Source organism: Enterobacter sp. MEB024, assembly GCF_030209635.1.
GTDB lineage: Bacteria > Pseudomonadota > Gammaproteobacteria > Enterobacterales > Enterobacteriaceae > Enterobacter > Enterobacter ludwigii.
Map to the genome: position 1 here is coordinate 50,755 of NZ_JARVRQ010000004.1, position 22,538 is coordinate 73,292.

General features: G+C 57.0%; 21 protein-coding genes. 12 read left to right on the plus strand and 9 right to left on the minus strand.

Annotated features, from left to right (window positions below; all coding sequences use genetic code 11):
• Window position 1: 1 nt before the first annotated feature.
• Window positions 2-622 (minus strand): superoxide dismutase [Mn], encoded by a 621-nt coding sequence (sodA, locus tag QRN24_RS09320; RefSeq protein ID WP_284942646.1) that lies wholly within the window; start codon window positions 620-622, stop codon window positions 2-4.
• A gap of 289 nt (window positions 623-911) precedes the next feature.
• Between sodA and rhaT the strand changes: the two genes are divergently transcribed.
• Entirely contained in the window at window positions 912-1,946 is a 1,035-nt protein-coding gene (gene rhaT / locus QRN24_RS09325; protein WP_020883962.1) for an L-rhamnose/proton symporter RhaT, read from the plus strand.
• Here the strand turns inward: rhaT and rhaR are convergent, their stop codons facing one another.
• On the minus strand, window positions 1,947-2,795 hold the full coding sequence (rhaR, locus tag QRN24_RS09330) for an HTH-type transcriptional activator RhaR (RefSeq protein ID WP_014172216.1): 849 nt from the start codon (window positions 2,793-2,795) through the stop codon (window positions 1,947-1,949). It lies immediately after the preceding gene.
• 73 nt (window positions 2,796-2,868) lie between these two features.
• Window positions 2,869-3,705: an HTH-type transcriptional activator RhaS gene (gene rhaS / locus QRN24_RS09335; protein ID WP_149377052.1), complete on the minus strand. Its 837-nt coding sequence runs from the start codon at window positions 3,703-3,705 to the stop codon at window positions 2,869-2,871.
• Between the two features lie 301 nt (window positions 3,706-4,006).
• Between rhaS and rhaB the strand changes: the two genes are divergently transcribed.
• The 4 genes from rhaB to rhaM all read left to right on the plus strand — a co-directional run bounded on the left by rhaB (window position 4,007) and on the right by rhaM (window position 8,014).
• Entirely contained in the window at window positions 4,007-5,476 is a 1,470-nt protein-coding gene (gene rhaB, locus QRN24_RS09340; RefSeq protein WP_284942647.1) for a rhamnulokinase, read from the plus strand.
• Window positions 5,473-6,732 (plus strand): L-rhamnose isomerase, encoded by a 1,260-nt coding sequence (gene rhaA, locus QRN24_RS09345; protein ID WP_284942648.1) that lies wholly within the window; start codon window positions 5,473-5,475, stop codon window positions 6,730-6,732. Before rhaB ends, rhaA begins: the two co-directional genes overlap by 4 nt.
• 109 nt (window positions 6,733-6,841) lie before the next feature.
• Window positions 6,842-7,672 carry a rhamnulose-1-phosphate aldolase gene (rhaD, locus tag QRN24_RS09350; protein WP_014172220.1) on the plus strand — a complete coding sequence of 277 codons (831 nt, stop codon included), beginning with the start codon at window positions 6,842-6,844 and terminating at the stop codon, window positions 7,670-7,672.
• Between the two features lie 27 nt (window positions 7,673-7,699).
• Window positions 7,700-8,014 (plus strand): L-rhamnose mutarotase, encoded by a 315-nt coding sequence (gene rhaM, locus QRN24_RS09355; RefSeq protein WP_047742314.1) that lies wholly within the window; start codon window positions 7,700-7,702, stop codon window positions 8,012-8,014.
• 37 nt (window positions 8,015-8,051) lie between these two features.
• Here rhaM and QRN24_RS09360 read toward each other — a convergent pair whose 3' ends face one another.
• From QRN24_RS09360 to QRN24_RS09375, 4 genes are all read right to left on the minus strand, one after another.
• Window positions 8,052-9,317, minus strand: a complete 1,266-nt coding sequence (locus tag QRN24_RS09360; RefSeq protein ID WP_044857714.1) for an MFS transporter — start codon at window positions 9,315-9,317, stop codon at window positions 8,052-8,054.
• Between the two features lie 44 nt (window positions 9,318-9,361).
• Entirely contained in the window at window positions 9,362-11,485 is a 2,124-nt protein-coding gene (locus QRN24_RS09365) for an alpha-galactosidase (RefSeq protein ID WP_032680066.1), read from the minus strand.
• Window positions 11,486-11,589: 104 nt separating this feature from the next.
• Window positions 11,590-12,585, minus strand: a complete 996-nt coding sequence (locus QRN24_RS09370) for a substrate-binding domain-containing protein (RefSeq protein ID WP_014172224.1) — start codon at window positions 12,583-12,585, stop codon at window positions 11,590-11,592.
• A 17-nt stretch (window positions 12,586-12,602) separates the two neighbouring features.
• Window positions 12,603-13,151: a helix-turn-helix domain-containing protein gene (locus QRN24_RS09375; protein ID WP_020883969.1), complete on the minus strand. Its 549-nt coding sequence runs from the start codon at window positions 13,149-13,151 to the stop codon at window positions 12,603-12,605.
• A gap of 104 nt (window positions 13,152-13,255) precedes the next feature.
• On the opposite strand from QRN24_RS09375, the gene QRN24_RS09380 reads away from it, so the two are divergent.
• On the plus strand, window positions 13,256-13,915 hold the full coding sequence (locus QRN24_RS09380; RefSeq protein ID WP_040018298.1) for an AzlC family ABC transporter permease: 660 nt from the start codon (window positions 13,256-13,258) through the stop codon (window positions 13,913-13,915).
• Entirely contained in the window at window positions 13,915-14,238 is a 324-nt protein-coding gene (locus tag QRN24_RS09385) for an AzlD domain-containing protein (protein ID WP_040018299.1), read from the plus strand. Before QRN24_RS09380 ends, QRN24_RS09385 begins: the two co-directional genes overlap by 1 nt.
• 40 nt (window positions 14,239-14,278) lie before the next feature.
• On the opposite strand, the gene QRN24_RS09390 is transcribed toward QRN24_RS09385, so the two are convergent.
• A complete protein-coding gene (locus QRN24_RS09390; RefSeq protein WP_284942649.1) occupies window positions 14,279-14,491 on the minus strand; it encodes a YdgH/BhsA/McbA family protein in 213 nt (70 codons plus the stop codon).
• Window positions 14,492-14,605: 114 nt separating this feature from the next.
• The gene (gene fdhD, locus QRN24_RS09395) at window positions 14,606-15,442 is read right to left on the minus strand and encodes a formate dehydrogenase accessory sulfurtransferase FdhD (RefSeq protein ID WP_148577047.1); all 837 of its coding nucleotides are present in this window, start codon (window positions 15,440-15,442) and stop codon (window positions 14,606-14,608) included.
• Between the two features lie 383 nt (window positions 15,443-15,825).
• On the opposite strand from fdhD, the gene fdnG reads away from it, so the two are divergent.
• The 5 genes from fdnG to QRN24_RS09420 all read left to right on the plus strand — a co-directional run bounded on the left by fdnG (window position 15,826) and on the right by QRN24_RS09420 (window position 22,529).
• Entirely contained in the window at window positions 15,826-18,876 is a 3,051-nt protein-coding gene (gene fdnG / locus QRN24_RS09400) for a formate dehydrogenase-N subunit alpha (RefSeq protein ID WP_088202997.1), read from the plus strand.
• 12 nt (window positions 18,877-18,888) lie between these two features.
• A complete protein-coding gene (fdxH, locus tag QRN24_RS09405) occupies window positions 18,889-19,791 on the plus strand; it encodes a formate dehydrogenase subunit beta (protein WP_014172231.1) in 903 nt (300 codons plus the stop codon).
• Entirely contained in the window at window positions 19,788-20,423 is a 636-nt protein-coding gene (gene fdoI, locus QRN24_RS09410; protein ID WP_014172232.1) for a formate dehydrogenase cytochrome b556 subunit, read from the plus strand. The genes fdxH and fdoI overlap by 4 nt, the downstream gene beginning before the upstream one ends.
• Window positions 20,420-21,349 carry a formate dehydrogenase accessory protein FdhE gene (fdhE, locus tag QRN24_RS09415; protein ID WP_284942650.1) on the plus strand — a complete coding sequence of 310 codons (930 nt, stop codon included), beginning with the start codon at window positions 20,420-20,422 and terminating at the stop codon, window positions 21,347-21,349. The genes fdoI and fdhE overlap by 4 nt, the downstream gene beginning before the upstream one ends.
• Window positions 21,350-21,614: 265 nt before the next feature.
• The gene (locus tag QRN24_RS09420) at window positions 21,615-22,529 is read left to right on the plus strand and encodes an alpha/beta hydrolase (protein ID WP_284942651.1); all 915 of its coding nucleotides are present in this window, start codon (window positions 21,615-21,617) and stop codon (window positions 22,527-22,529) included.
• Window positions 22,530-22,538 lie beyond the last annotated feature (9 nt).

Sequence of the window (22,538 nt, forward strand, 5' to 3'; positions counted from 1 at the left end):
CTTATTTTTTCGCGGCGAAACGCGCTGCTGCTTCGTCCCAGTTCACCACGTCCCAGAAGGCTTTGATGTAGTCCGGGCGACGGTTCTGGAATTTCAGGTAGTAAGCGTGTTCCCACACGTCCAGACCCAGGATAGGGAAACCGGATGCGCCAGAGATTGCTTCACCCATCAGCGGGGAGTCCTGGTTAGCCGTTGAAACAACCGCCAGTTTGTCACCTTTCAGAACCAGCCACGCCCAGCCAGAGCCGAAACGGGTCGCAGCGGCTTTTTCGAATTCCGCTTTGAAGTTGTCTACAGAACCGAAATCGCGCTCGATAGCCGCTTTCAGGTCGCCCTGCAGGGTGGTACCGGTTTTCAGACCTTTCCAGAACAGGCTGTGGTTAGCGTGACCACCTGCGTTGTTACGCAGAACGGTTTTCTTGTCAGCTGGCAGCTGGTCCAGTTTGGTGATCAGCTCTTCAACAGGCAGGCTAGCGAACTCTGGCAGGCTTTCCAGCGCGGTGTTCGCGTTGTTCACATAGGTCTGGTGGTGTTTAGTGTGATGGATTTCCATCGTCTGCTTGTCGAAATGCGGTTCCAGTGCGTCGTAGGCATACGGCAGGGATGGCAGTGTATAACTCATAATCCTCTCCATTATTGTCGGGCGGCACAGCTGTTAATGCCGCGTAAGCAGTTGGTTCATTATAGTTAATTAAATGATATTGAAAATGATTATCAATGCCGTAGTTTTTATAAGGTTATTCGGTTTTCGGTTATTGCTGAAATTGTGAGTCTGCTCACCCGGTTAACGCGTTGATTGCCATTCAAAACCAAAGTGCGGCAACCTTCCGAAGGTTACCCGACTGCTTAATTTTTACACTCATCGAGTCGGTGGGAAGCCACCGGCATATAAAAACGATGAGGATGTAAACATGAATCATGCGATTACGATGGGTATTTTCTGGCATCTGATAGGCGCGGCCAGTGCAGCCTGTTTCTATGCCCCGTTTAAACAGGTCAAACAGTGGTCATGGGAAACCATGTGGTCCGTCGGCGGTGTGGTCTCGTGGATAATTCTTCCCTGGACCATCAGCGCCATGCTGCTCCCGGATTTCTGGGGCTACTTCTCCTCCTTTAACGCCTCCACCCTGCTGCCGGTCTTTCTTTTTGGCGCCATGTGGGGCGTCGGTAACATTAACTATGGCCTCACCATGCGCTACCTCGGCATGTCGATGGGCATTGGCATCGCGATTGGTATTACGCTGATTGTCGGCACCCTGATGACGCCGATCCTCAACGGCAACGTCGACGTGCTGATCAACACCAAAGGCGGCCAGATGACGCTGCTGGGCGTGCTGGTGGCCGTCATTGGCGTGGGCATTGTCACCCGCGCAGGGCAGCTGAAAGAGCGCAAAATGGGCATCAGAGCCGAAGAGTTCAACCTGAAGAAAGGCCTGCTGCTGGCGGTGATGTGCGGGATCTTCTCCGCAGGCATGTCATTCGCGATGAACGCCGCCAAACCGATGCATGAAGCTGCTGCCGCACTGGGCGTCGACCCGCTGTACGTGGCACTGCCAAGCTACGTGGTGATCATGGGTGGCGGAGCGGTGGTTAACCTCGGTTTCTGTTTTTTCCGTCTGGCAAACGTGAAGACCTTGTCACTGAAAGCCGACTTCTCGCTGGCTAAACAGATGATTATCGGGAACGTGCTGCTCTCGGCGCTCGGCGGGCTGATGTGGTATCTCCAGTTCTTCTTCTACGCGTGGGGTCACGCCAGTATTCCGGCGCAGTATGACTATATGAGCTGGATGCTGCACATGAGCTTCTACGTGCTGTGCGGTGGGCTGGTGGGTCTGCTTCTGAAAGAGTGGAACAACGCCGGGCGTCGCCCGGTGGGCGTGCTGAGTCTGGGGTGCGTGGTGATCATTATTGCGGCCAACATTGTGGGCCTCGGCATGGCGAACTGATTACGCCGCGTTACGACTGCGATGACGCCACTGAACCGGCGTCATCCCCACCTCGCGGTTAAAGACCACCGAAAAATAGTTACTGTCCTCAAAGCCGCAGCGCATCGCCACATCGCTGACCATCAGTTCCGTATGCTGAAGCAGGTACTGGGCATGGCAGATGCGCAGCTGGCGCAGATAGTGGTTCACCGTCATCCCGGTCTGGGTGCGGAATTGCTGGCGCAACGCGCGCTCGCTGCACTGCGCCTGCTCGCAGAATTTCTCCAGCACAAAGCTTTTGTTAAGGCTGCCCGCCAGGGTGGTGATGAGCTTATCAAGCAGGGCTTCCTGCGCGGTAGCCGACGGGTTATCAATGGCGTAGCGATGGCGCGTCAACGTCATGACCAGCTGGGCGAAAAGCAGTTCTGCCATCTGGTGAGCCTCAGGATCGCTTTTCTGGCTCTCCTGCTCCAGCTGAGAAATCACCTGTCGCACCTGCGTCATGCCGTTACTGCTCAGTCGCCAGTGCGCCGCGCACTTCGTATCATTAAAACCCGGAATGTAAGCCGCCCAGTCGACGTTGAGTTTCAGCCTGTCGGGGCAGTAAATCACGTTCTGCAGGACCAGGTCGTTGACCGAAGCGTAGGCGTGTTTGTCTTCAGCACGGATGTAAAACAGATCCCCACGCGTAATGCGGTAGGGCCGGTCGTTGAGGATATGCAAGCCATTGCCCCGCCACACCAGCACCAGCTCGCAGAACTCATGAGTGTGCTCGGCAAAGACGTTTTGCGGATAGCGATCCGCCACCGCGACGGCCTGGCCGGCGGAGGCAAAAAAATCCACTTTGCGAAGCATTAACTGAGCAACCACGACACCACCTCGACAGCAAATAACCTGACATTATTAGCGTTTTTGCCCACGGGAAACGGTGACAACCCTCGCGTTACTGCAGTGACGCGTCCTTTCCCTGGCGAATATCGCGCGGTGACCAGCTAAATTCCCGGCGAAACAGGGTCGAAAAGTGGTTACTGTCGCCGAAACCGCAACGATAGGCGATATCCGTGACGCTCTCATCGGTATGACGCAGCAGATGGCGCGCTTTAATCAGGCGCAGACGGTTCAGATAGCGCTGGGGCGTCAGCCCGGTTTGCTGCTTCAGCTGACGATGCAAGGTCCGGAGCGACAGCGAAAAATCATCCGCCAGCGTTTCCCAGCAGACATCCTCGGCGAAATGGTCCTCCAGCCAGGCCATCAGTTGAGTCAAACGCGCATCGTTATTCTCCAGCCCGGCCACCATGCTACTGCGGCGCAGCAGCACCAGCAGCTGCATAAACAACAGCTCACGCGTGGCGATGACGTGGGTCTCCTGTCCCTCGTCGCGCTGTTCCATCTGGCTCACCAGCTGGCGCACCTGCTGCAGCGTGGACTGATTCACCCGCCAGTGTGAAGGATAGATGCCGTCCTTCTCCTGCGGCAAGAGATGGTTCAGCCCGGACAGGAACTGGAATGCATCGGGCGAACGGTAGAGCACGTTAGTCAGGCACAGGTTGTCGGTATGTTCATATAAGTGCCGGTCATGATCGCGCACAAAGCAGACCGTCCCACCACTGATGGTATACGGCTGGCCGTTAAACACATGGATCCCCGTTCCGTGTTCAACAATCACAATTTCGTGAAAATCATGATGATGCTCAGGGAACGCCACCTGAGGGAGTCGCGGTTCAATCGCGACAGACGACCCACCCGAAGGAAAAAAATCCGCGCTGTGCAGTACGGTCATAACGGCCCCCACCAATGAGAAATGTTCTCAAAATAGTAATTAAGGCCCCGTCCCCTCACCTTAAATTTTCGACCGTAAACCTCGCAAAAACTGTCCGTTTTTCAAGAAACAGGCTGAAAGATCAGGAAATGCGGTAAGCGTCACACTGCCTGCAAACCCCGTCACGCCTGGAAACTGTGAACTCCCTCACGTTCACCTTTGCTTTCTTGCCAGCCCCGGAAAACCGCTGTCACTGGCGAGAAGGTGGTGATGGGTTCCTTTTTTTACACTCACCGCTAATGACTTTAAGAAGGACACAACCATGACTTTTCGCCATTGCGTGGCTGTCGATCTCGGCGCATCCAGCGGCCGTGTAATGCTGGCCACTTATGACGGCAAGCGGCAGACGCTTTCGCTTCGCGAGATGCACCGCTTTGTTAACTGCCTGCAAAAGCAGGACGGCTGTGAGGTGTGGGATATCGACAGCCTTGAGGCAGCGATCCGCACCGGACTGCAGAAGGTCTGCGATGCGGGTATCCGTATCGACAGTATCGGCATCGATACCTGGGGCGTCGATTACGTCCTGCTGGACAGCAACGGCGAACGCGTTGGTTTGCCGATAGCCTATCGCGACAGCCGCACCGACGGCCTGATGGCGCGTGCGATTGCCGGGCTTGGCAAAGAGAATATTTATGGCCGCAGCGGCATTCAGTTCCTGCCATTCAATACGCTCTATCAACTGCGCGCGCTGGTCGAACAGCAGCCGGCGCTGGTTCCCCGCGTGGCGCATGCACTGCTGATCCCGGACTACTTCAGCTACCGCCTGACCGGCAACATGAACTGGGAATACACCAACGCCACCACCACGCAACTGGTGAACATCAACTCCGATAACTGGGATGAACACCTGCTGGCCTGGACCGGGGCTTCACCCTCCTGGTTCGGTACGCCGACGCATCCTGGCAATGTGATCGGGCAATGGATGTGCCCGCAGGGTAATGCGATCCCGGTGGTGGCGGTTGCGAGTCACGATACCGCCAGCGCCGTCATTGCGTCACCGCTTGCCGGTAACGACGCCGCCTACCTCTCTTCCGGGACCTGGTCGCTGATGGGCTTTGAGAGCAAAACTCCCTACACCAGCGATGCCGCGCTGGCCGCGAACATCACCAACGAAGGCGGTGCCGAGGGGCGCTACCGCGTGCTGAAGAACATCATGGGTCTGTGGCTGCTCCAGCGCGTGCTTAAAGAGCAGAACATTACCGACCTGCCCGCGCTTATTGCCGACACCGAAAGACTGAAAGCCTGCAGTTTCCTGATCAATCCTAATGATGACCGCTTTATCAACCCGGCGCACATGAGCGCCGAAATCCAGGCCGCCTGCGTCGACGCCGGGCAGCCCGTGCCATCGAAACCGGCAGAACTGGCACGCTGTATTTTCGACAGCCTCGCCCTGCTGTATGCCGAGATCCTGAGCGAGCTGGCCGACCTTCGCGGCCGGCCGTTCACTCAGCTGCATATTGTCGGTGGCGGCTGCCAGAACCAGCTTCTGAACCAGCTCTGCGCCGATGCCTGCGGGATCACCGTGGTGGCGGGCCCGATTGAAGCGTCGACGCTCGGCAACATTGGCATTCAGCTCATGACCCTGGACGAACTCGCCAGCGTGGACGATTTCCGCACGGTGGTGTCGGTGAACGCCACGCTGACCACGTTCATCCCCAATCCCTGCCATGAAATTGCCCGCTATCGGGCGCAGTTTCAGCAAAACCGACTGACTAAGGAGCTTTGCGCATGACCACTCAACTTGAACAAGCCTGGGACCTGGCTAAACAGCGTTACGCCGCCGTCGGCGTGGATGTCGATGAGGCGCTGCGCCAGCTCGATCGTCTGCCGGTCTCCATGCACTGCTGGCAGGGCGACGACGTTGCCGGTTTTGAAAACCCGGGCGGCTCGCTGACGGGGGGCATTCAGGCCACCGGCAACTATCCGGGCAAAGCGCGTAACGCCACCGAGCTGCGCGCCGACCTGGAGCTGGCGCTGAGCCTGATCCCGGGGCCTAAGCGGCTGAATCTGCATGCTATCTATCTGGAATCTGACACGCCGGTCGCGCGTCACGAGATCAAACCTGCGCACTTTAAAAACTGGGTGGCGTGGGCGAAAGCCAACCAGCTGGGCCTGGATTTCAACCCATCCTGCTTCTCACACCCGCTGAGCGCCGACGGTTTTACCCTTGCCCACGCGAACGACGACATCCGCCAGTTCTGGATTGACCACGTAAAAGCCAGCCGCCGCGTCTCCGCGTACTTTGGCGAGCAGCTCGGCACGCCGTCGGTGATGAACATCTGGATCCCGGACGGCATGAAAGACATCACCGTTGACCGTCTGGCCCCGCGTCAACGCCTGCTGGCGGCGCTGGATGAAGCCATCAGCGAAAAACTGAACCCGGCGCACCACATCGACGCCGTAGAGAGCAAGCTATTCGGTATTGGTGCGGAAAGTTACACCGTTGGCTCGAACGAGTTTTACATGGGTTACGCCACCAGCCGCCAGACCGCGCTGTGCCTGGATGCCGGCCACTTCCACCCGACGGAGGTGATCTCCGACAAAATCTCCGCCGCCATGCTCTACGTACCCCGCCTGCTGCTGCACGTGAGCCGTCCCGTACGCTGGGACAGCGACCACGTGGTGCTGCTGGATGACGAAACCCAGGCCATTGCCAGCGAAATCATTCGCCACGATCTGTTTGACCGCGTGCACATTGGCCTCGACTTCTTTGATGCCTCCATCAACCGCATCGCGGCCTGGGTGATTGGCACCCGCAACATGAAAAAAGCCCTGCTGCGTGCGCTGCTGGAGCCCACCAGCGCCCTGAAACAGCTGGAAGAGAACGGCGATTACACCGCGCGCCTGGTGCTGCTGGAAGAGCAGAAAACCCTGCCATGGCAGGCGGTGTGGGAGATGTACTGCCAGCGTAACGACACCCCAGCGGGCAGTCAGTGGCTGGATAACGTGCGGATATATGAGAAAGACGTGCTGAGTCAGCGCGGATAAATATGCCCTCACCCTCTTCCTGTGGAAGAGACCACTTTTACCCCCTCTCCCTGTGGGAGAGGGCCGGGGTGAGGGAAACGCTCACCACGATCACGGGAAATGAAACACTATGCAGACCATCACTAACGCCTGGTTCGTCCAGGGCATGATTAAAGCCACCTCCGATGCCTGGCTGAAAGGCTGGGACGAGCGCAACGGCGGTAACCTGACGCTGCGCCTGGATGATGCCGACATTGAACCGTTCGCCGCCGAGTTCCATCAGAAGCCGCGCTATATCGCTCTGAGCCAGCCAATGCCGCAGCTCGCCAGTACGCCGTTTATCGTCACCGGTTCCGGCAAATTCTTCCGTAACGTGCAGCTCGACCCGCAGGCCAACCTCGGGGTGGTGAGAGTGGACAGCGACGGCGCAGGCTATCACATCCTCTGGGGGTTGACGGACGATGCAGTGCCCACGTCTGAACTCCCGGCGCACTTCCTCTCTCACTGTGAGCGTATCAAGGCAACTCACGGCAAGGACCGGGTGATCATGCACTGTCACGCCACTAACCTGATCGCCCTGACCTACGTGCTGGAAAACAGTAGCGACTACCTCACGCGGAAGCTGTGGGAAGGCAGCACCGAATGTCTGGTGGTTTTCCCCGACGGGGTCGGCATTCTGCCGTGGATGGTGCCGGGTACCGACGAAATCGGCCAGGCCACCGCCATCGAAATGCAGTCACACTCCCTGGTGCTGTGGCCGTTCCACGGGGTATTCGGCAGCGGGCCGACGCTCGACGAAACGTTTGGTCTGATTGATACCGCCGAGAAGTCCGCCGAGGTGCTGGTGAAGGTCCTGTCGATGGGCGGCATGAAGCAGACCATCACCCGGGAAGAGCTGATTGCACTCGGTAAACGCTTTGGCGTCACGCCGATGCAGTCGGCACTGGATTTGTACCCATAGCGGCCCGCGAAAGCGGCTGGAGGCATGATGATCCGCAAAGCATTTGTGATGCAGGTGAACCCTGACGCGCACGACGAGTACGCGCGTCGCCATAACCCCATCTGGCCAGAGCTGGAGGCGGTATTAAAAGACCACGGTGCGCACCACTACGCTATCTATCTCGATGAGGCGCGTAACCTGCTGTTTGCGAGCGTTGAGATTGAATCGGAAGCGCGCTGGAACGCGGTGGCAAAGACCGACGTTTGTCAGCGCTGGTGGAAATACATGGGTGAGGTAATGCCCTCGAACCCCGACAACAGCCCGGTGAGTGCCGAACTGAAAGCGATGTTTTACCTGCCCTAAAGCGTTAACGCTGCCGCATCCGCGGCAGCGTCCTGCGTTAGTTTGCCTCCACCGCAGCGCGGCGCGCCGCAATCTCCTGCTTACTGCTCAGCGTAAAGGCCGAGACCACCGTAATCGCCAGTACAAAACAGCCCAGCATCAGGTAGGTCTCCTGGAAACCGATCCGGTCATACATATTCCCGGCAAAAGCAGAGAGGAAAATCGCCGCCGACTGTTTGGCAAACTGGAAGCCAATCAGATAGATAGTGGCCGACAGACGGGTATCGAACACGCCGGTGATGTATTTGAACGCCCCCACCAGCAGGAACGGAACCTCCAGCGCGTGCAGCATCTTCAGGGCAATGACCTCCACCGCGGTGGTGGCAAACGACGAGCCGATAATGCGCGTCGCCATAATCAGCCCGGCAATCAGCAGCGTATTCTTCGCGCCGATACGGTTGATGATCCACGGCGAGCAGAACATGATGATCGCGTTGCAAATTTCCCCCGCCGTAGTGGCAAAACCAAAGGCTCGCGTTCCCTCCTGCGGTGTTGCGAAGAAGGTTTTAAAGAAGGTGGCAAACTGCTGGTCAAAAACGTCATACACGCAGGCCACACCGATGACGTACAGAATGAACATCCACATTCTGCGCTGACGGAACAGATTAAAGACCGTCCTGGCGGTGATCTGCGGCTGGTTAGCCCCCAGCGCATTCATCACCTGCGCAGTCTGGTTTGGCTTCGGTTTCGCAACCACCAGCAACAGCATCAGCAGCAGCGCAGCCGCTGACCCCATCCAGAAGACATACGACGGGTCGATGCCAAACAGAATACCGCCCGTTGAAGCGCACAGCCCCCAGCCTAGACAGCCGAACATGCGCGCCTTGCCGTATTCAAACACGCTGTTACGGCTCACGCGTTCGATGTAGGCCTCAATTGCGCCTGAACCTGCGGAGAAGACAAAACCGATATACAGACCGCCGCTCAGCGCCCCCAGCCAGATACTGGTTTTCAGCAGTGGCGCAAAGACATACAGGAAGAACGGCGCGAACAGAAACAGCAGCACCGTGATAATCCACAGCAGGTGTTTTTTCAGCCCCAGCTTATCCGAAATGACCCCAAGCACGGGCTGGAAGGCGATGGCCGAAAGCGAGATACAGGAGAATACGATCCCGGTATGGGTTTTGTTCAGGCCGATGACATCCGACAACCAGATCGGCAGAAACGGAAAGCAGGTGGCCATAATGAAGAAGTAGAGAAAGAAGAACAGCCCGAAGATCCAGAAGTTAGGGTTGTCTTTGTGGGTACAGGTTGTTGTGTTCATTATTTTTATCCTCAACGGAGGGCCAGTCTCCCGGCCCATCACCCTTACACGCGTTCAACGCCAATCAGAATGGCGGTTTCCGGGTCCAGAATCGGCAGTGCTATCCCCGCCTGCATCAGCCACTCTCCGCTGGCCGTCTGGGACGTTTCCATCCACGCCGGCAGCTTGCGCATCGTGTGCCCGCCCTCACCGGTGAGTCGAATGTTGGGGTGGTCGAGCAGCGTGATGCGGTACTGCGCCTGCGCGTCGAGCCCCGGCATGCGCAGCGGCATCATGAGCGTGTAATCCGGCATGGCCAGTTGGCTGACCATAAACAACCCCTGCGTTTTATCTTCGCTCACTATACCCTGCGCCAGCGTGCTGGCATCCGGCATATCCACGCGCCACTGGGTACCGTGATGGATGACTTCCCGCCACTGCTTGTGCAGCGCGGCGTAATGGCGATAGCCTTCACGCTCCTGAGCATCGACGGTGAGCGGATCAAGCTCCAGTCCCATGTGGCCAAACAGTGCTGTCAGGCCGCGGAAAGCAATGCTGTGCTGGCGGAAGGTGGCGTGACATTTATGATGACCGATATGCGCGCCCATCACTTCCGGCGGGAAGAAGTAGCTCATGCCACGCTGGATGGTATTGCGCTCCAGCGCGTCGTTATTATCAGAGGCCCAGAAGCGGTGGCTGCGGGTCAGGACTTCATAGTCGATTCGCCCGCCGCCCGAGGAGCAGGACTCAAATTCAATGTGCGGGAAACGCTCGCCCAGCACGTCTAACAGACGATAAAACTGCCGCGTCTGCGCATCCGCGGCGGCTTTGCCGTGGTGCCCGGGCTGTACCAGTTCGCGGTTCATATCCCACTTAACGTAGTCGATGGCATGTTCGCCCAGCAGCCAGCTCATGCGCTCGACCAGATAATCAAAAGCCTGCGGAATATTCAGGTTGAGCACCAGTTGATGACGGCCCGTTGCCTGGGTGTAGCCCGGCAGCGCCAGCACCCAGTCGGGATGGGCACGATACAGATCCGAGTCCGGGTTAATCATCTCCGGCTCAATCCAGATACCAAATTCCATGCCGCGCTTTTTCACATGGTTAATCACCGGCGTCAGCCCGTCCGGGTATTTTTTCTCGTCCAGGTACCAGTCACCCAGCGCCGCGTGGTCATCGTTACGGCCTTTGAACCAGCCGTCGTCGATGATAAAACGCTCCACGCCCAGCGCCGCAGCCTCATCGGCCATGCGCATGATGTACGCCGGGTCATGGCTGAAGTAGATCCCCTCCCAGGTATTGAGATGTACCGGGCGCGGTTTGTTTTCAGGGAAGCGGATAACGTTGTCGCGCAGATACCGGTGGAACGACTGGCTCATGCCGTTCAGACCCCGTGCGGAGTAGCTCGCATACAGGCGTGGTGTCCAGAGCGTTTCCCCCTCTTCAATCGCCATTTCTCCCGGCAGGTAGAGGGCTTCGGCCTGCAGATAGCGGCGTCCGTCGGTTTTGACTTCCGCACGCAGGCGGTGGTTGCCGCTCCAGCCCAGATGCACGCCCCAGACGTCGCCGTGCATTTCGTTAAATGAGGACGTACCGGCGATCAGCGCCGGGAAGTGTTCGTGAGAGGTCCTGCCGCGGCGGTTTTCAATCACAACGCTGTCATGTTCAAGCTTCACGCGATGCGGCTGGAACTCACGGATCCAGCGTCCGTGGAACGCCATCACGTCCTGCGCACGTTCAGCGACCGGTAGCGTCACGGCGAAACGATCAACCTGCCACGCCTGCGCCCGCAGGTTAGTTAAACCATGACGCACCACCAGTACCCCGCTTGCATCCAGTGCCAGCTCGCTGGTCAGACGCAACCCGGCATGTTCATCTTCCGCCGTTAACGTCAGGGTTTGCCCCTGGTGCTGCACATGGGTGGTTTTAAAGACAGGCGACCCGTCCAGCCCCTGGCGGTGCCCTTCAATACCGGGCGAACCAAACAGACCGTGTCCCAGCTCCGCCATCAGCGTCACCGGAGCGTCAACGTCGAGCCTGCCGTTCGCCACAGGACGAGACAGACTTACCACATCTTGCGGTGAAAAGTGGTGAAGGTGCGGCCCCCAGTAGAGAATTTCGGCGAACGGGTGCGTGGTTATCACCAGGTCAACCGCCTTACTTTCGAGTCGAAAAATGGAATCGTGCATCAGACCTCTCCTGTCATCGGGATGATCTGAGTGTTGATCCGAAACGTTTCGGATACAAACCAAAACGTTTCGGTTCTGTGATCGGCTTTGGAATTTTGCTGTGTTTAGGCCGTCTGGCCCGGGAAGAACTCTGGCTGCCAGAGCACCTGTAGCTGAGCGATATCGTCGCCGTTAATCAACTGACGCACCATGTCAGCGATCTGTTTCCCGACGCCCTGGCGGGTGGACTGAATAACCGCCGCCACATCAACATCGACAATGCTGTCCTGCGGTAAGCCGTCGTAAACCACCAGCGAAACGGCGTTTTCACCGCAGAGAAGACCCCGCTGCGCCAGCGCCATGGCCGCGCCGTCGCCGTGAGTGTTGCAGTCGGTAATGATGGCCGTGGGGGGCTGCGGCAAGGAGAGAAGTTCATTCGTCGTGGCGTAACCCACGCGGCGCGAAGGCGGCATGGCGCGCAGCCATTCGCTGGATAACCCGGCTTCGCGTAGCGCATCCAGATAACCCTGGCGGCGCTGGGTGATGAAGGCCTGATTGTTGCTTTCACCCAGCAAGGCGATGCGGCGATGTCCCTTTTCAATCAGCCAGCGGGTGGCATTATACGTGCCGGCATAGTTGTCAAAATCAAACCACGCATAGGGCTGCGGCAGCTGGCTACGCCCGAGCGCGAGAAAGGGAAAACCGGCGGCCTGAAGCTGTTCCAGCCGCGGGTCATGATCCAGCGTGTGCGCCACAATCAGCGCATCCACGCGACGACTTTGCACCATACGCATATAGCTGTGCTTGTCCGCCAGATCGTCATCGGCAATCAGCAGGAGATCGATTTCATGTCGCGCCAGTTCGTGGCTAATTTCGCCGACCATGTCCATAAAGACGCTGTTATTGAGCGGAACAGGATGCACCGGAAAAACCAGACCCACGGCGTCGATTTTGCCCATCTTCAGGCGACGCGCGAAGGTGTTTGGCCGGTAGCCACGGCGCTGAGCCTCCGCTTCGACGCGGGCGCGCGTCTCGCGGGAGACATCGTCATACCCGTTAAGGGCGCGGCTGACGGTGGTAACAGACAGCCCCAGTTCTTTGGCAATGGCTTTAAGCGACATGATTTTCCGTATCTGCGTTAATTTTGTTCAGCCACCAGAAGCGCGTGCGTATCCGGCTCGAGGGCCTTAAAGATATGCGGCTGGTCAGCGGGATAGCAAATGTAATCCCCCGGGCCAAGCGCTTCCGCCGCGTCGATCAGACCAACCAGCGCTCTACCCTGCGTCACAATAATATGCTCCACTGAGCCTGCCGGATGTGGCTGAGAAATGCGGTCGGCACCCGGCTGGGTGAGTAACAGGTAGATATCACGACGCGCACCCGGCGGGCACGCCGCCAGCAAAATGGCTTCATAGTTAGCCTGTCCGGCAACCACCTTCGTTCCTTCTCCACGGCGGATCACCTGAGTGGTTGGCTGCTGCGGTTCGAGCAAACGGGCAAAAGGAATGTCCAGCGCCACACAGAGTGACCAGAGCGTCTCCAGGCTGGGATTCCCGTTGCCGGACTCCAGCTGCGACAGCGTGGATTTAGCGATCCCGGCACGGCGCGCGATTTCCGCCAGTGAAAGTCCGGTTCGCAGGCGTTCTCGCACCAGACTTTTAGCGATCACGCTGATTGGCTGCGTCATAAAAACGGCCCCTCTGTTCTATAAATCGAACGAATCGTTCGTCTTGAAAAACGGTTCTGATGCGTTCATTATAATGGAAATACGTTCGATATGGCTAAAATTGTATGAAGCATCATCTCTCAATCCTGAAAGGCGACACGATAAAAGCAATCATCCTGGTGTGTCTCGCGGTAGGCGTCGTCGGGATGTCCTATGGTTCGCTGGCAATGGCCTACGGTTTCCCGGTCTGGGTCCCGTTTTTACTCTCCATTACCGTGCTGGCGGGTGCCTCTGAATTTATGTTTATCGGCATTGTGGCAAGCGGCGGTAACCCTCTGGCGGCGGCGGCTGCCGGATTACTGGTTAATGCACGCCATGTACCGTTTGGGGTGACGGTGCGTGAACTGGTGGGTAAACGTGGCCTGAGTTTTCTGGGTTGCCACATTATGAACGACGAAAGCGTGGTGTTCGGGTTGTCGCAAAAAACACCCGAACAGCGTAAGGCGGCTTACTGGTTATGCGGTTTAGGCGTGGCGATCGTCTGGCCGCTGGGTACATTGCTGGGCACCATGGTTGGCAAACTGTTGCCGGACCTTGAAACCATCGGGCTGGATGCGGTATTCCCGGCGATTTTACTGGCGTTAGTGGTGCCGGCTTTTAAAAATCGCACCACCCTGATCCGCGCCTGCAGCGGTGCTGCATTGTCACTGGCCGCCGTGCCGTTTGCCCCGGTGGGTTTACCGGTTCTGCTCTCTTTACTGGGTCTTGCTGCGAGGAAAAAATAATGGGGAATATGACGGTCTTTATTCTCGGTATCGCCGTGCTTTCCGTGGGAACCTATTTAATGCGTCTCGGCGGGGCAAAACTCGGCAACCGACTGGCGCTGTCAGACCGCTCTCAGGCTCTGCTTTCAGATGCGGCAACGGTTTTGCTGTTTTCCGTCGCGCTGGCGACCACCTTCTATGAAGGTGAGCATTTTGCCGGTATGGCGCGCGTACTGGGCGTGGCGTTTGCAGTGTTTCTGGCATGGCGAAAAATGCCGTTAATTGTGGTGATCGTGGCGGCAGCGGTCGTGACTGCAATGCTGCGCCTGGCGGGTATCCAATAAAAAAAGCGCCCCGGGGGCGCTCTTTCGACGGTGTGGCAGCTTATTTGTTCAGTTCAGCGGTCATGTGTACGCGGTTACCCGTAAACGCCTGCGTAATTTTGTAAGATGACGCGCCCGCTTCCTGAGCCTGTGCAGCAATTTTCGCTTCTGCGCCATCAATGGTAGAGGCGGTTGCGGTCACAGTCTGTGCAGCGAAAGAACCGAAAGACGTAGCCAGAGCGATTACTACGACAAAAGTTTTGATGCTTTTCATGATATAAACCCTTTCAATTAGTTGTTTATTTAAGGCACCGTGCCTTGATGAGATAAATAGTAGACCTCATCATGAACAACTAAAAGCGGAAGGATTTGCTATTCTTTTTCAAATTTACTGATTAACTATTAAACGCTGCGGATGGGTATAAATCGTCGCCCTTCCCGGCTTACAGAACCCCACCAGCGTCAGATTACAGCGCTCCGCCACTTCCACCGCCAGCGTGGTCGCGGCCGATACGGCAAAAAGGATTTCAACACCGCACATCGCCGACTTTTGCACCATCTCGTAGCTGGCGCGGCTGGAGACCAGTGCCGCCCCCTGCTGCCAGAGGCCGCTTTCACGCGCCCGGCGGCCCATCAGTTTATCCAGCGCCACATGGCGGCCGACATCCTCATGCCCCCCGGCAATATCGCCCGATGGCAGAACCCATGCCGCCGCATGCGTGCATCCGCTCAGCTGGCCGACAGGTTGCACGTCATTCAGATGTTCAAGGGCATGGTCGAGATGGGCCAGATTGAAGGTCTGGGTAAACGGCAGAGGTGCGACAGGCTTACCGATATCATTGAGCTGCTCTACCCCGCAAACCCCGCATCCGGTACGCCCGGCCAGCGCGCGTCGCCGCTCTTTGAGCCCCATAAAGCGGCGGCTTGAGAGTTCGATTTGCACTTCAAGGCCGTTGCAGGCCTTCACCACATCCATGCCGTAAATTTCTTGCGGGTGCTCAATGATGCCTTCCGAGAGGGAAAAACCAATCGCGAACAGCTCCAGATCTTTGGGCGAGGCCATCATCACCACATGGGAAATACCGTTGTAAACCAGAGCAACGGGCACTTCCTCCGCCAGAAAATCAGGCGTGGTGTGGGTAATGTGGGGCGGTCTGTGTACCGACAGTTCCACGATACCGGCAGGCAGTGGCGACGAGTGGGTAACACGGTTTTGTTTAGACACAGCGGTATTCCTGAACAACCACGGAGGTGAGCCTGCTATTGCATCACAAACCGCAGGCCATACGCATAGTATGGATCAACTTTTCAGCACCCATCCTCATCAAGTTTACCTACTCATTTGGGAGAGGCGCAACCGAGGCGGTGATACAGCCCTTTAACATGCCGGGGCAATAATGTGACTCGTGTCACACTTTATAATCAACACAGTGATAATACGTTCACTTTGTATTAACGCCATTGGAACAGGCGTACCGACATTGTGGTATTCTGATGATATCCCTCGTAGAACTGAGGGATTAACGCAAATTTTTCTCCTTTGCGGTCACCGTTTAACCGCGAAGTCAAAACTACATATGTAAGCAATGTCGAAACAAGGAGTGACCCATGCAGGTCAGCAGAAGGCAGTTCTTTAAGATCTGCGCTGGCGGTATGGCAGGCACCACGGCGGCGGCACTGGGTTTTGCACCCGGTGTAGCGCTGGCGGAGACGCGGCAATATAAACTGCTGCGCACCCGTGAAACCCGTAATACCTGTACGTACTGCTCTGTCGGTTGCGGGCTGTTGATGTATAGCCTCGGCGACGGTGCTAAAAACGCCAAAGCGTCTATCTTCCATATCGAAGGTGACCCGGACCATCCGGTCAACCGCGGCGCGCTGTGCCCGAAAGGTGCCGGCCTGGTTGACTTTATCCACTCCGAAAGCCGCCTGAAATTCCCTGAATATCGTGCGCCAGGTTCCGATAAATGGCAGCAAATCAGCTGGGAAGACGCATTTGACCGCATCGCTAAACTGATTAAAGAAGACCGCGATGCCAACTTTATTGCGAAGAACGCTGAAGGCGTCACCGTCAACCGCTGGCTCTCCACCGGGATGCTGTGTGCGTCTGCTTCCAGTAACGAAACCGGCTATTTAACCCAGAAATTTACGCGTGCACTCGGTATGCTCGCGGTCGACAACCAGGCGCGTGTCTGACACGGACCAACGGTAGCAAGTCTTGCTCCAACATTTGGTCGCGGTGCGATGACCAACCACTGGGTCGACATCAAGAACGCCAACCTTATTGTGGTGATGGGCGGTAACGCCGCTGAAGCGCACCCTGTCGGGTTCCGCTGGGCGATGGAAGCCAAAATCCACAACGGTGCGAAACTGATTGTGATCGATCCCCGCTTTACGCGTACTGCGTCAGTGGCGGATTTCTACACCCCTATTCGTTCAGGTACTGACATCACTTTCCTGTCAGGCGTATTGCTGTACCTGATGACCAACGAAAAATATAACCGCGAATACACCGAAGCCTATACCAACGCCAGCCTGATCGTGCGTGAGGATTACCACTTCGAAGATGGACTGTTCAGCGGTTATGACGCCGAAAAACGCAAATACGACAAGACCAGCTGGAACTATGAGCTGGACGAGAAAGGCTTTGCGAAGCGTGATACGACGCTGCAGCATCCGCGCTGCGTGTGGAACCTGCTGAAAGAGCACGTTTCCCGCTACACGCCGGACGTTGTCGAAAACATCTGTGGTACGCCGAAGGAAGACTTCCTGAAGGTGTGCGAGCTTATCGCCGAAACCAGCGCGAAAGACAAAACGGCGTCGTTCCTCTACGCGCTCGGCTGGACCCAACACTCTGTCGGCGCGCAGAACATCCGTACCATGGCGATGGTTCAGCTGCTGCTCGGCAACATGGGGATGGCTGGCGGCGGCGTGAACGCCCTGCGTGGTCACTCCAACATCCAGGGTCTGACCGACCTTGGTCTGCTGTCTCAAAGCCTGCCAGGTTACATGAACCTGCCAAGCGAAAAACAGACCGACCTGCAAACCTACCTCACAGCCAGCACGCCTAAACCGCTGCTCGAAGGTCAGGTGAACTACTGGGGCAACTATCCGAAGTTCTTCGTCTCGATGATGAAAGCCTTCTTCGGTGACAAAGCGACAGCGGAAAACAGCTGGGGCTTTGACTGGCTGCCGAAGTGGGACAAAGGTTACGACGTTCTGCAGTACTTCGAGATGATGCATCAGGGCAAGGTGAATGGCTATCTGTGCCAGGGCTTTAACCCGGTCGCCTCATTCCCGAACAAGAACAAGGTGGTTGAATCGCTGTCGAAACTGAAGTTCCTGGTGACGATTGACCCACTCAACACCGAGACGTCGACCTTCTGGCAGAACCACGGTGAGTCGAATGATGTTGACCCATCGAAGATTCAGACTGAAGTGTTCCGTCTGCCTTCTACCTGCTTCGCGGAAGAGAACGGTTCCATCGTGAACTCCGGCCGCTGGCTGCAGTGGCACTGGAAAGGTGCGGACGCCCCGGGCATCGCCATGAACGACGGCGAGATCCTGGCCGGTATCTTCTTACGCCTGCGTAAGATGTATGCGGCAGAAGGTGGTGCGAACCCGGAACCGGTGCTGAACATGACCTGGAACTACTCGACGCCGGAAAACCCAGCGCCGGAAGAAGTGGCGATGGAGAGCAACGGTAAAGCGCTGGCAGATGTTATCGACCCGGCCACCGGGACGGTGCTGGCGAAGAAAGGCGATCAGCTCAGTACCTTCGCGCACCTGCGTGATGACGGCACGACCGCCAGTGGCTGCTGGATCTTTGCCGGTAGCTGGACGCCGAAAGGTAACCAGATGGCCAACCGCGATAATGCTGACCCGTCAGGCCTCGGCAATACGCTGGGCTGGGCCTGGGCATGGCCGCTGAACCGCCGCATTCTCTACAACCGTGCTTCCGCTGACCCGCAGGGTAATCCGTGGGATCCGAAGCGTCAGTTGCTGAAATGGGACGGCGCGAAATGGGGCGGTGTGGATATTCCGGACTACAGTACTGCCCCTCCAGGCAGCGATGTCGGGCCGTTTATCATGCAGCCTGAAGGGATGGGACGCCTGTTTGCTATCGATAAGATGGCGGAAGGGCCATTCCCGGAACACTACGAGCCGTTTGAGACGCCGCTGGGCACCAACCCGCTGCACCCGAACGTGGTCTCTAACCCGGCAGCCCGCATCTTTAAGGGCGATTTCGACGCGCTGGGTAAAAAAGACAAGTTCCCGTATGTGGGCACCACTTACCGTCTGACCGAACACTTCCACTACTGGACCAAGCACGCGTTGCTTAACGCTATCGCGCAGCCGGAACAGTTTGTGGAGATCGGCGAGAAGCTGGCGAACAAGCTCGGCATTGCCCATGGCGATACCGTGAAGGTCTCTTCTAACCGTGGCTACATCAAGGCCAAGGCGGTGGTGACCAAGCGTATTCGCACGCTGAACGTTCACGGTCAGCAGGTGGATACCATCGGTATTCCGATTCACTGGGGTTATGAGGGCGTGGCGAAGAAAGGGTTCATTGCGAACACCCTGACGCCGTTCGTCGGTGATGCGAACACGCAGACGCCGGAGTTTAAGGCCTTCCTCGTGAACGTGGAAAAGGTGTAACGGAGACGACTTATGGCTTATCAATCTCAAGACATTATCCGTCGTTCCGCGACTAACGGTTTCACGCCCGCGCCTCAGGCGCGGGACCACCAGCAGGAAGTGGCGAAGCTTATCGACGTGACCACCTGTATCGGCTGTAAAGCCTGCCAGGTGGCCTGTTCTGAGTGGAACGACCTCCGTGATGAAGTGGGTCACAACGTCGGGGTGTACGACAACCCGGCTGACCTGACCGCCAAGTCCTGGACGGTGATGCGTTTCTCGGAAGTGGAACAGAACGACAAACTGGAATGGCTTATCCGCAAAGACGGCTGTATGCACTGTGCGGATCCGGGCTGCCTGAAGGCATGTCCGTCAGAAGGGGCTATCATTCAGTATGCTAACGGTATCGTCGACTTCCAGTCCGAGCAGTGCATTGGCTGCGGCTACTGCATAGCGGGCTGCCCGTTCGATGTCCCTCGCATGAACCCGGAAGACAACCGCGTCTACAAATGCACGCTGTGCGTAGACCGTGTAAACGTCGGCCAGGAGCCTGCGTGCGTGAAGACCTGTCCGACGGGCGCTATCCACTTTGGTTCCAAAGAGGATATGAAAACGCTGGCGGCTGAACGCGTGGGCGAACTGAAAACCCGTGGCTACGACAACGCAGGCCTGTACGATCCGGCCGGCGTGGGCGGCACGCACGTGATGTATGTGCTGCACCACGCAGACAAGCCGAATCTGTATCACGGCCTGCCGGAGAACCCGGAAATCAGCGCGACCGTGAAGTTCTGGAAAGGCATCTGGAAACCGCTGGCAGCGGTGGGTTTTGCTGCCACCTTCGCAGCGAGCATCTTCCACTATGTCGGTGTCGGTCCGAACCGCGCGGAAGAGGAAGACGACAACCTGCATGAAGAGAAAGACGAGGTGCGCAAATGAAAAAACGTGACACCATCGTGCGCTATACCGCGCCGGAACGCATTAACCACTGGGTCACCGCCTTCTGCTTCATGCTGGCGGCGATAAGCGGGCTGGGGTTCTTCTTCCCCTCCTTCAACTGGCTGATGCAGATCATGGGGACACCACAACTGGCGCGTATACTGCACCCGTTTGTTGGCGTCATCATGTTCGCGTCGTTCATCATCATGTTTTTCCGATACTGGCACCATAACCTAATCAATCGGGATGATATCTTTTGGGCGAAGAATATTCGTAAGATCGTCGTCAACGAGGAAGTGGGTGATACCGGGCGTTATAACTTCGGCCAGAAGTGCGTATTCTGGGCGGCGATTATCTTCCTGGTCCTGTTGCTGGTGAGCGGCGTGATCATCTGGCGTCCGTATTTTGCGCCTGCTTTCTCAATCCCGGTGATCCGATTCGCGCTGATGCTGCATTCATTTGCCGCAGTGGCGTTAATTGTGGTTATCATGGTGCATATTTACGCCGCCCTTTGGGTGAAAGGCACCATTACCGCGATGGTGGAAGGCTGGGTAACCAGTACGTGGGCGAAGAAACATCACCCGCGCTGGTACCGAGAGGTCCGCCAGAAACAGGAAAAGTCATCTGAATGAGTATTCGCATAATCCCGCAAGATGAGCTGGGTTCGAGCGAGAAACGCACGGCGGATTATATTCCGCCGTTGTTATTCCCCAGACTCAAGAACCTCTATAACCGCCGCGCAGAGCGTCTGCGCGAGCTGGCAGAGAACAACCCACTGGGTGATTTTCTGCGTTTTGCCGCGCTGGTTGCCCATGCGCAGGAAGTGGTGCTGTACGACCACCCGCTGCAAATTGACCTGACCGCGCGCATCAAAGAGGCCAGCGAGCAGGGTAAGCCTCCGCTGGATATCCACGTTCTGCCGCGCGATAAGCACTGGCATACGCTGCTGCACTCCCTGATTGCCGAGCTGAAACCCGAGATGAGCGGTACCGCGCTGGCGGTCATTGAGAATCTGGAAAAAGCCTCCGATCAGGAGCTGGAAGAGATGGCGAGCGCGCTGTTTGCGTCCGATTTCTCCCTGGTCAGCAGCGACAAAGCGCCGTTCATCTGGGCGGCGTTGTCGCTTTACTGGGCGCAAATGGCCAGCCTGATCCCGGGTAAAGCCCGCGCCGAATACGGCGAAGCGCGTCAATTCTGCCCGGTATGCGGCTCAATGCCGGTGTCCAGCATGGTGCAGATCGGTACCACTCAGGGGTTGCGTTATCTGCACTGCAACCTGTGTGAAACCGAGTGGCACGTGGTGCGTATTAAATGCAGCAACTGCGAGCAGACGCGCGATCTCAACTACTGGTCGCTGGAAAATGAAGACGCGGCGATCAAAGCTGAAAGCTGCGGCGACTGCGGTACCTACCTGAAGATCCTTTATCAGGAAAAAGACCCGAAAGTCGAAGCCGTCGCCGACGATCTCGCCTCGCTGATTCTGGACGCCAAAATGGAGCAAGAGGGCTTTGCTCGCAGCTCTATTAACCCGTTCCTGTTCCCGGGTGAAGGGGAGTAATCCCCACTCACAGTGCCGGGCAACGTTGGTTTGCCCGGCCTGTATCTGGTTGACTGAAACATCCTCGCCTTCCTCTCGCATATCTTCCAGCATCACTGTGCAGGCAAACTACACGTGCGTTATTCAGGACTAAAGCCAAATTTAACATTCATGTTTACTTTTGCGAGCCGCTTTCCAGAATCGTTTTCAGCCTCATTTTCCCTGTTTAACTCGACAACAAACTGAGTTATAACACTGTATATTCATACAGATTGAAGGGACCCACATGGCACTCGAAAAAGGGATTGATACGCTGGTTCAGGCGTTCATCGCAGCAGGACGCCCTTCTGCGCGTAGCCAAAGTATTGATGACCGGAGAGCAGGCTATATTGCCAGCACGGCGCTTGCCGGTGAGACAGAAACGCGCGTTGACGTAGAGACGCTGAACCTCGAAGGCATCACATATCGCGTCTTCTCTCCGCCAGATGCTGCTGAAAAGCTGCCGACCGTTATCTACTACCACGGGGGATGCTTTATCAGCGGCGGCTTCGATACTCACGATAATCAACTGCGCCAGTTAGCGTTTTATGGCAACTGCCGCGTCATTGCGATCCAGTACAGACTTGCTCCTGAACATACCTACCCTGCCGCTCATTATGATGCAGAAAGAGGCGCACATCTGATCTGGCAATACGCGGATATGTTTGGCGTGGATAAAAACCGTATCACCCTGTGCGGGGACAGCGCAGGAGGCCATCTGGCACTGGTGACTGCCCTGCGGCTCACGTCTTCCGGACTCTGGCAGCCGGCGCAGCTCATTCTTATCTACCCAATGCTGGATGCCACGGCCTCTTTTGAAAGTTATACCCGTAACGGCGCGGATTACGTCATCACCCGCGATACGCTGCTGAGCGGATATGAGCTCTATCTGGCCAACACGGAACGCCAGCATCCTGAAGCGAGCCCGCTCTGGCGAAAGGATTTTAGCGGCCTGCCTCCCGTGCACATCATTACTGCCGAGTTTGATCCGCTTTGCGACGAAGGTGAAGCGCTATATCAGCGCCTGACTGAGCAAGGCGTCACGTGTACGGCTCAGCGGTGGCTGGGGGTTATCCATGGATTTTTCCAGCTTGGCGGGGTCAGCCCGTCTGCGCGCGATCTTTTGAGGGATATTGCCAGACGGATCGGCGCGGGGAATTAGCCCGGCAAT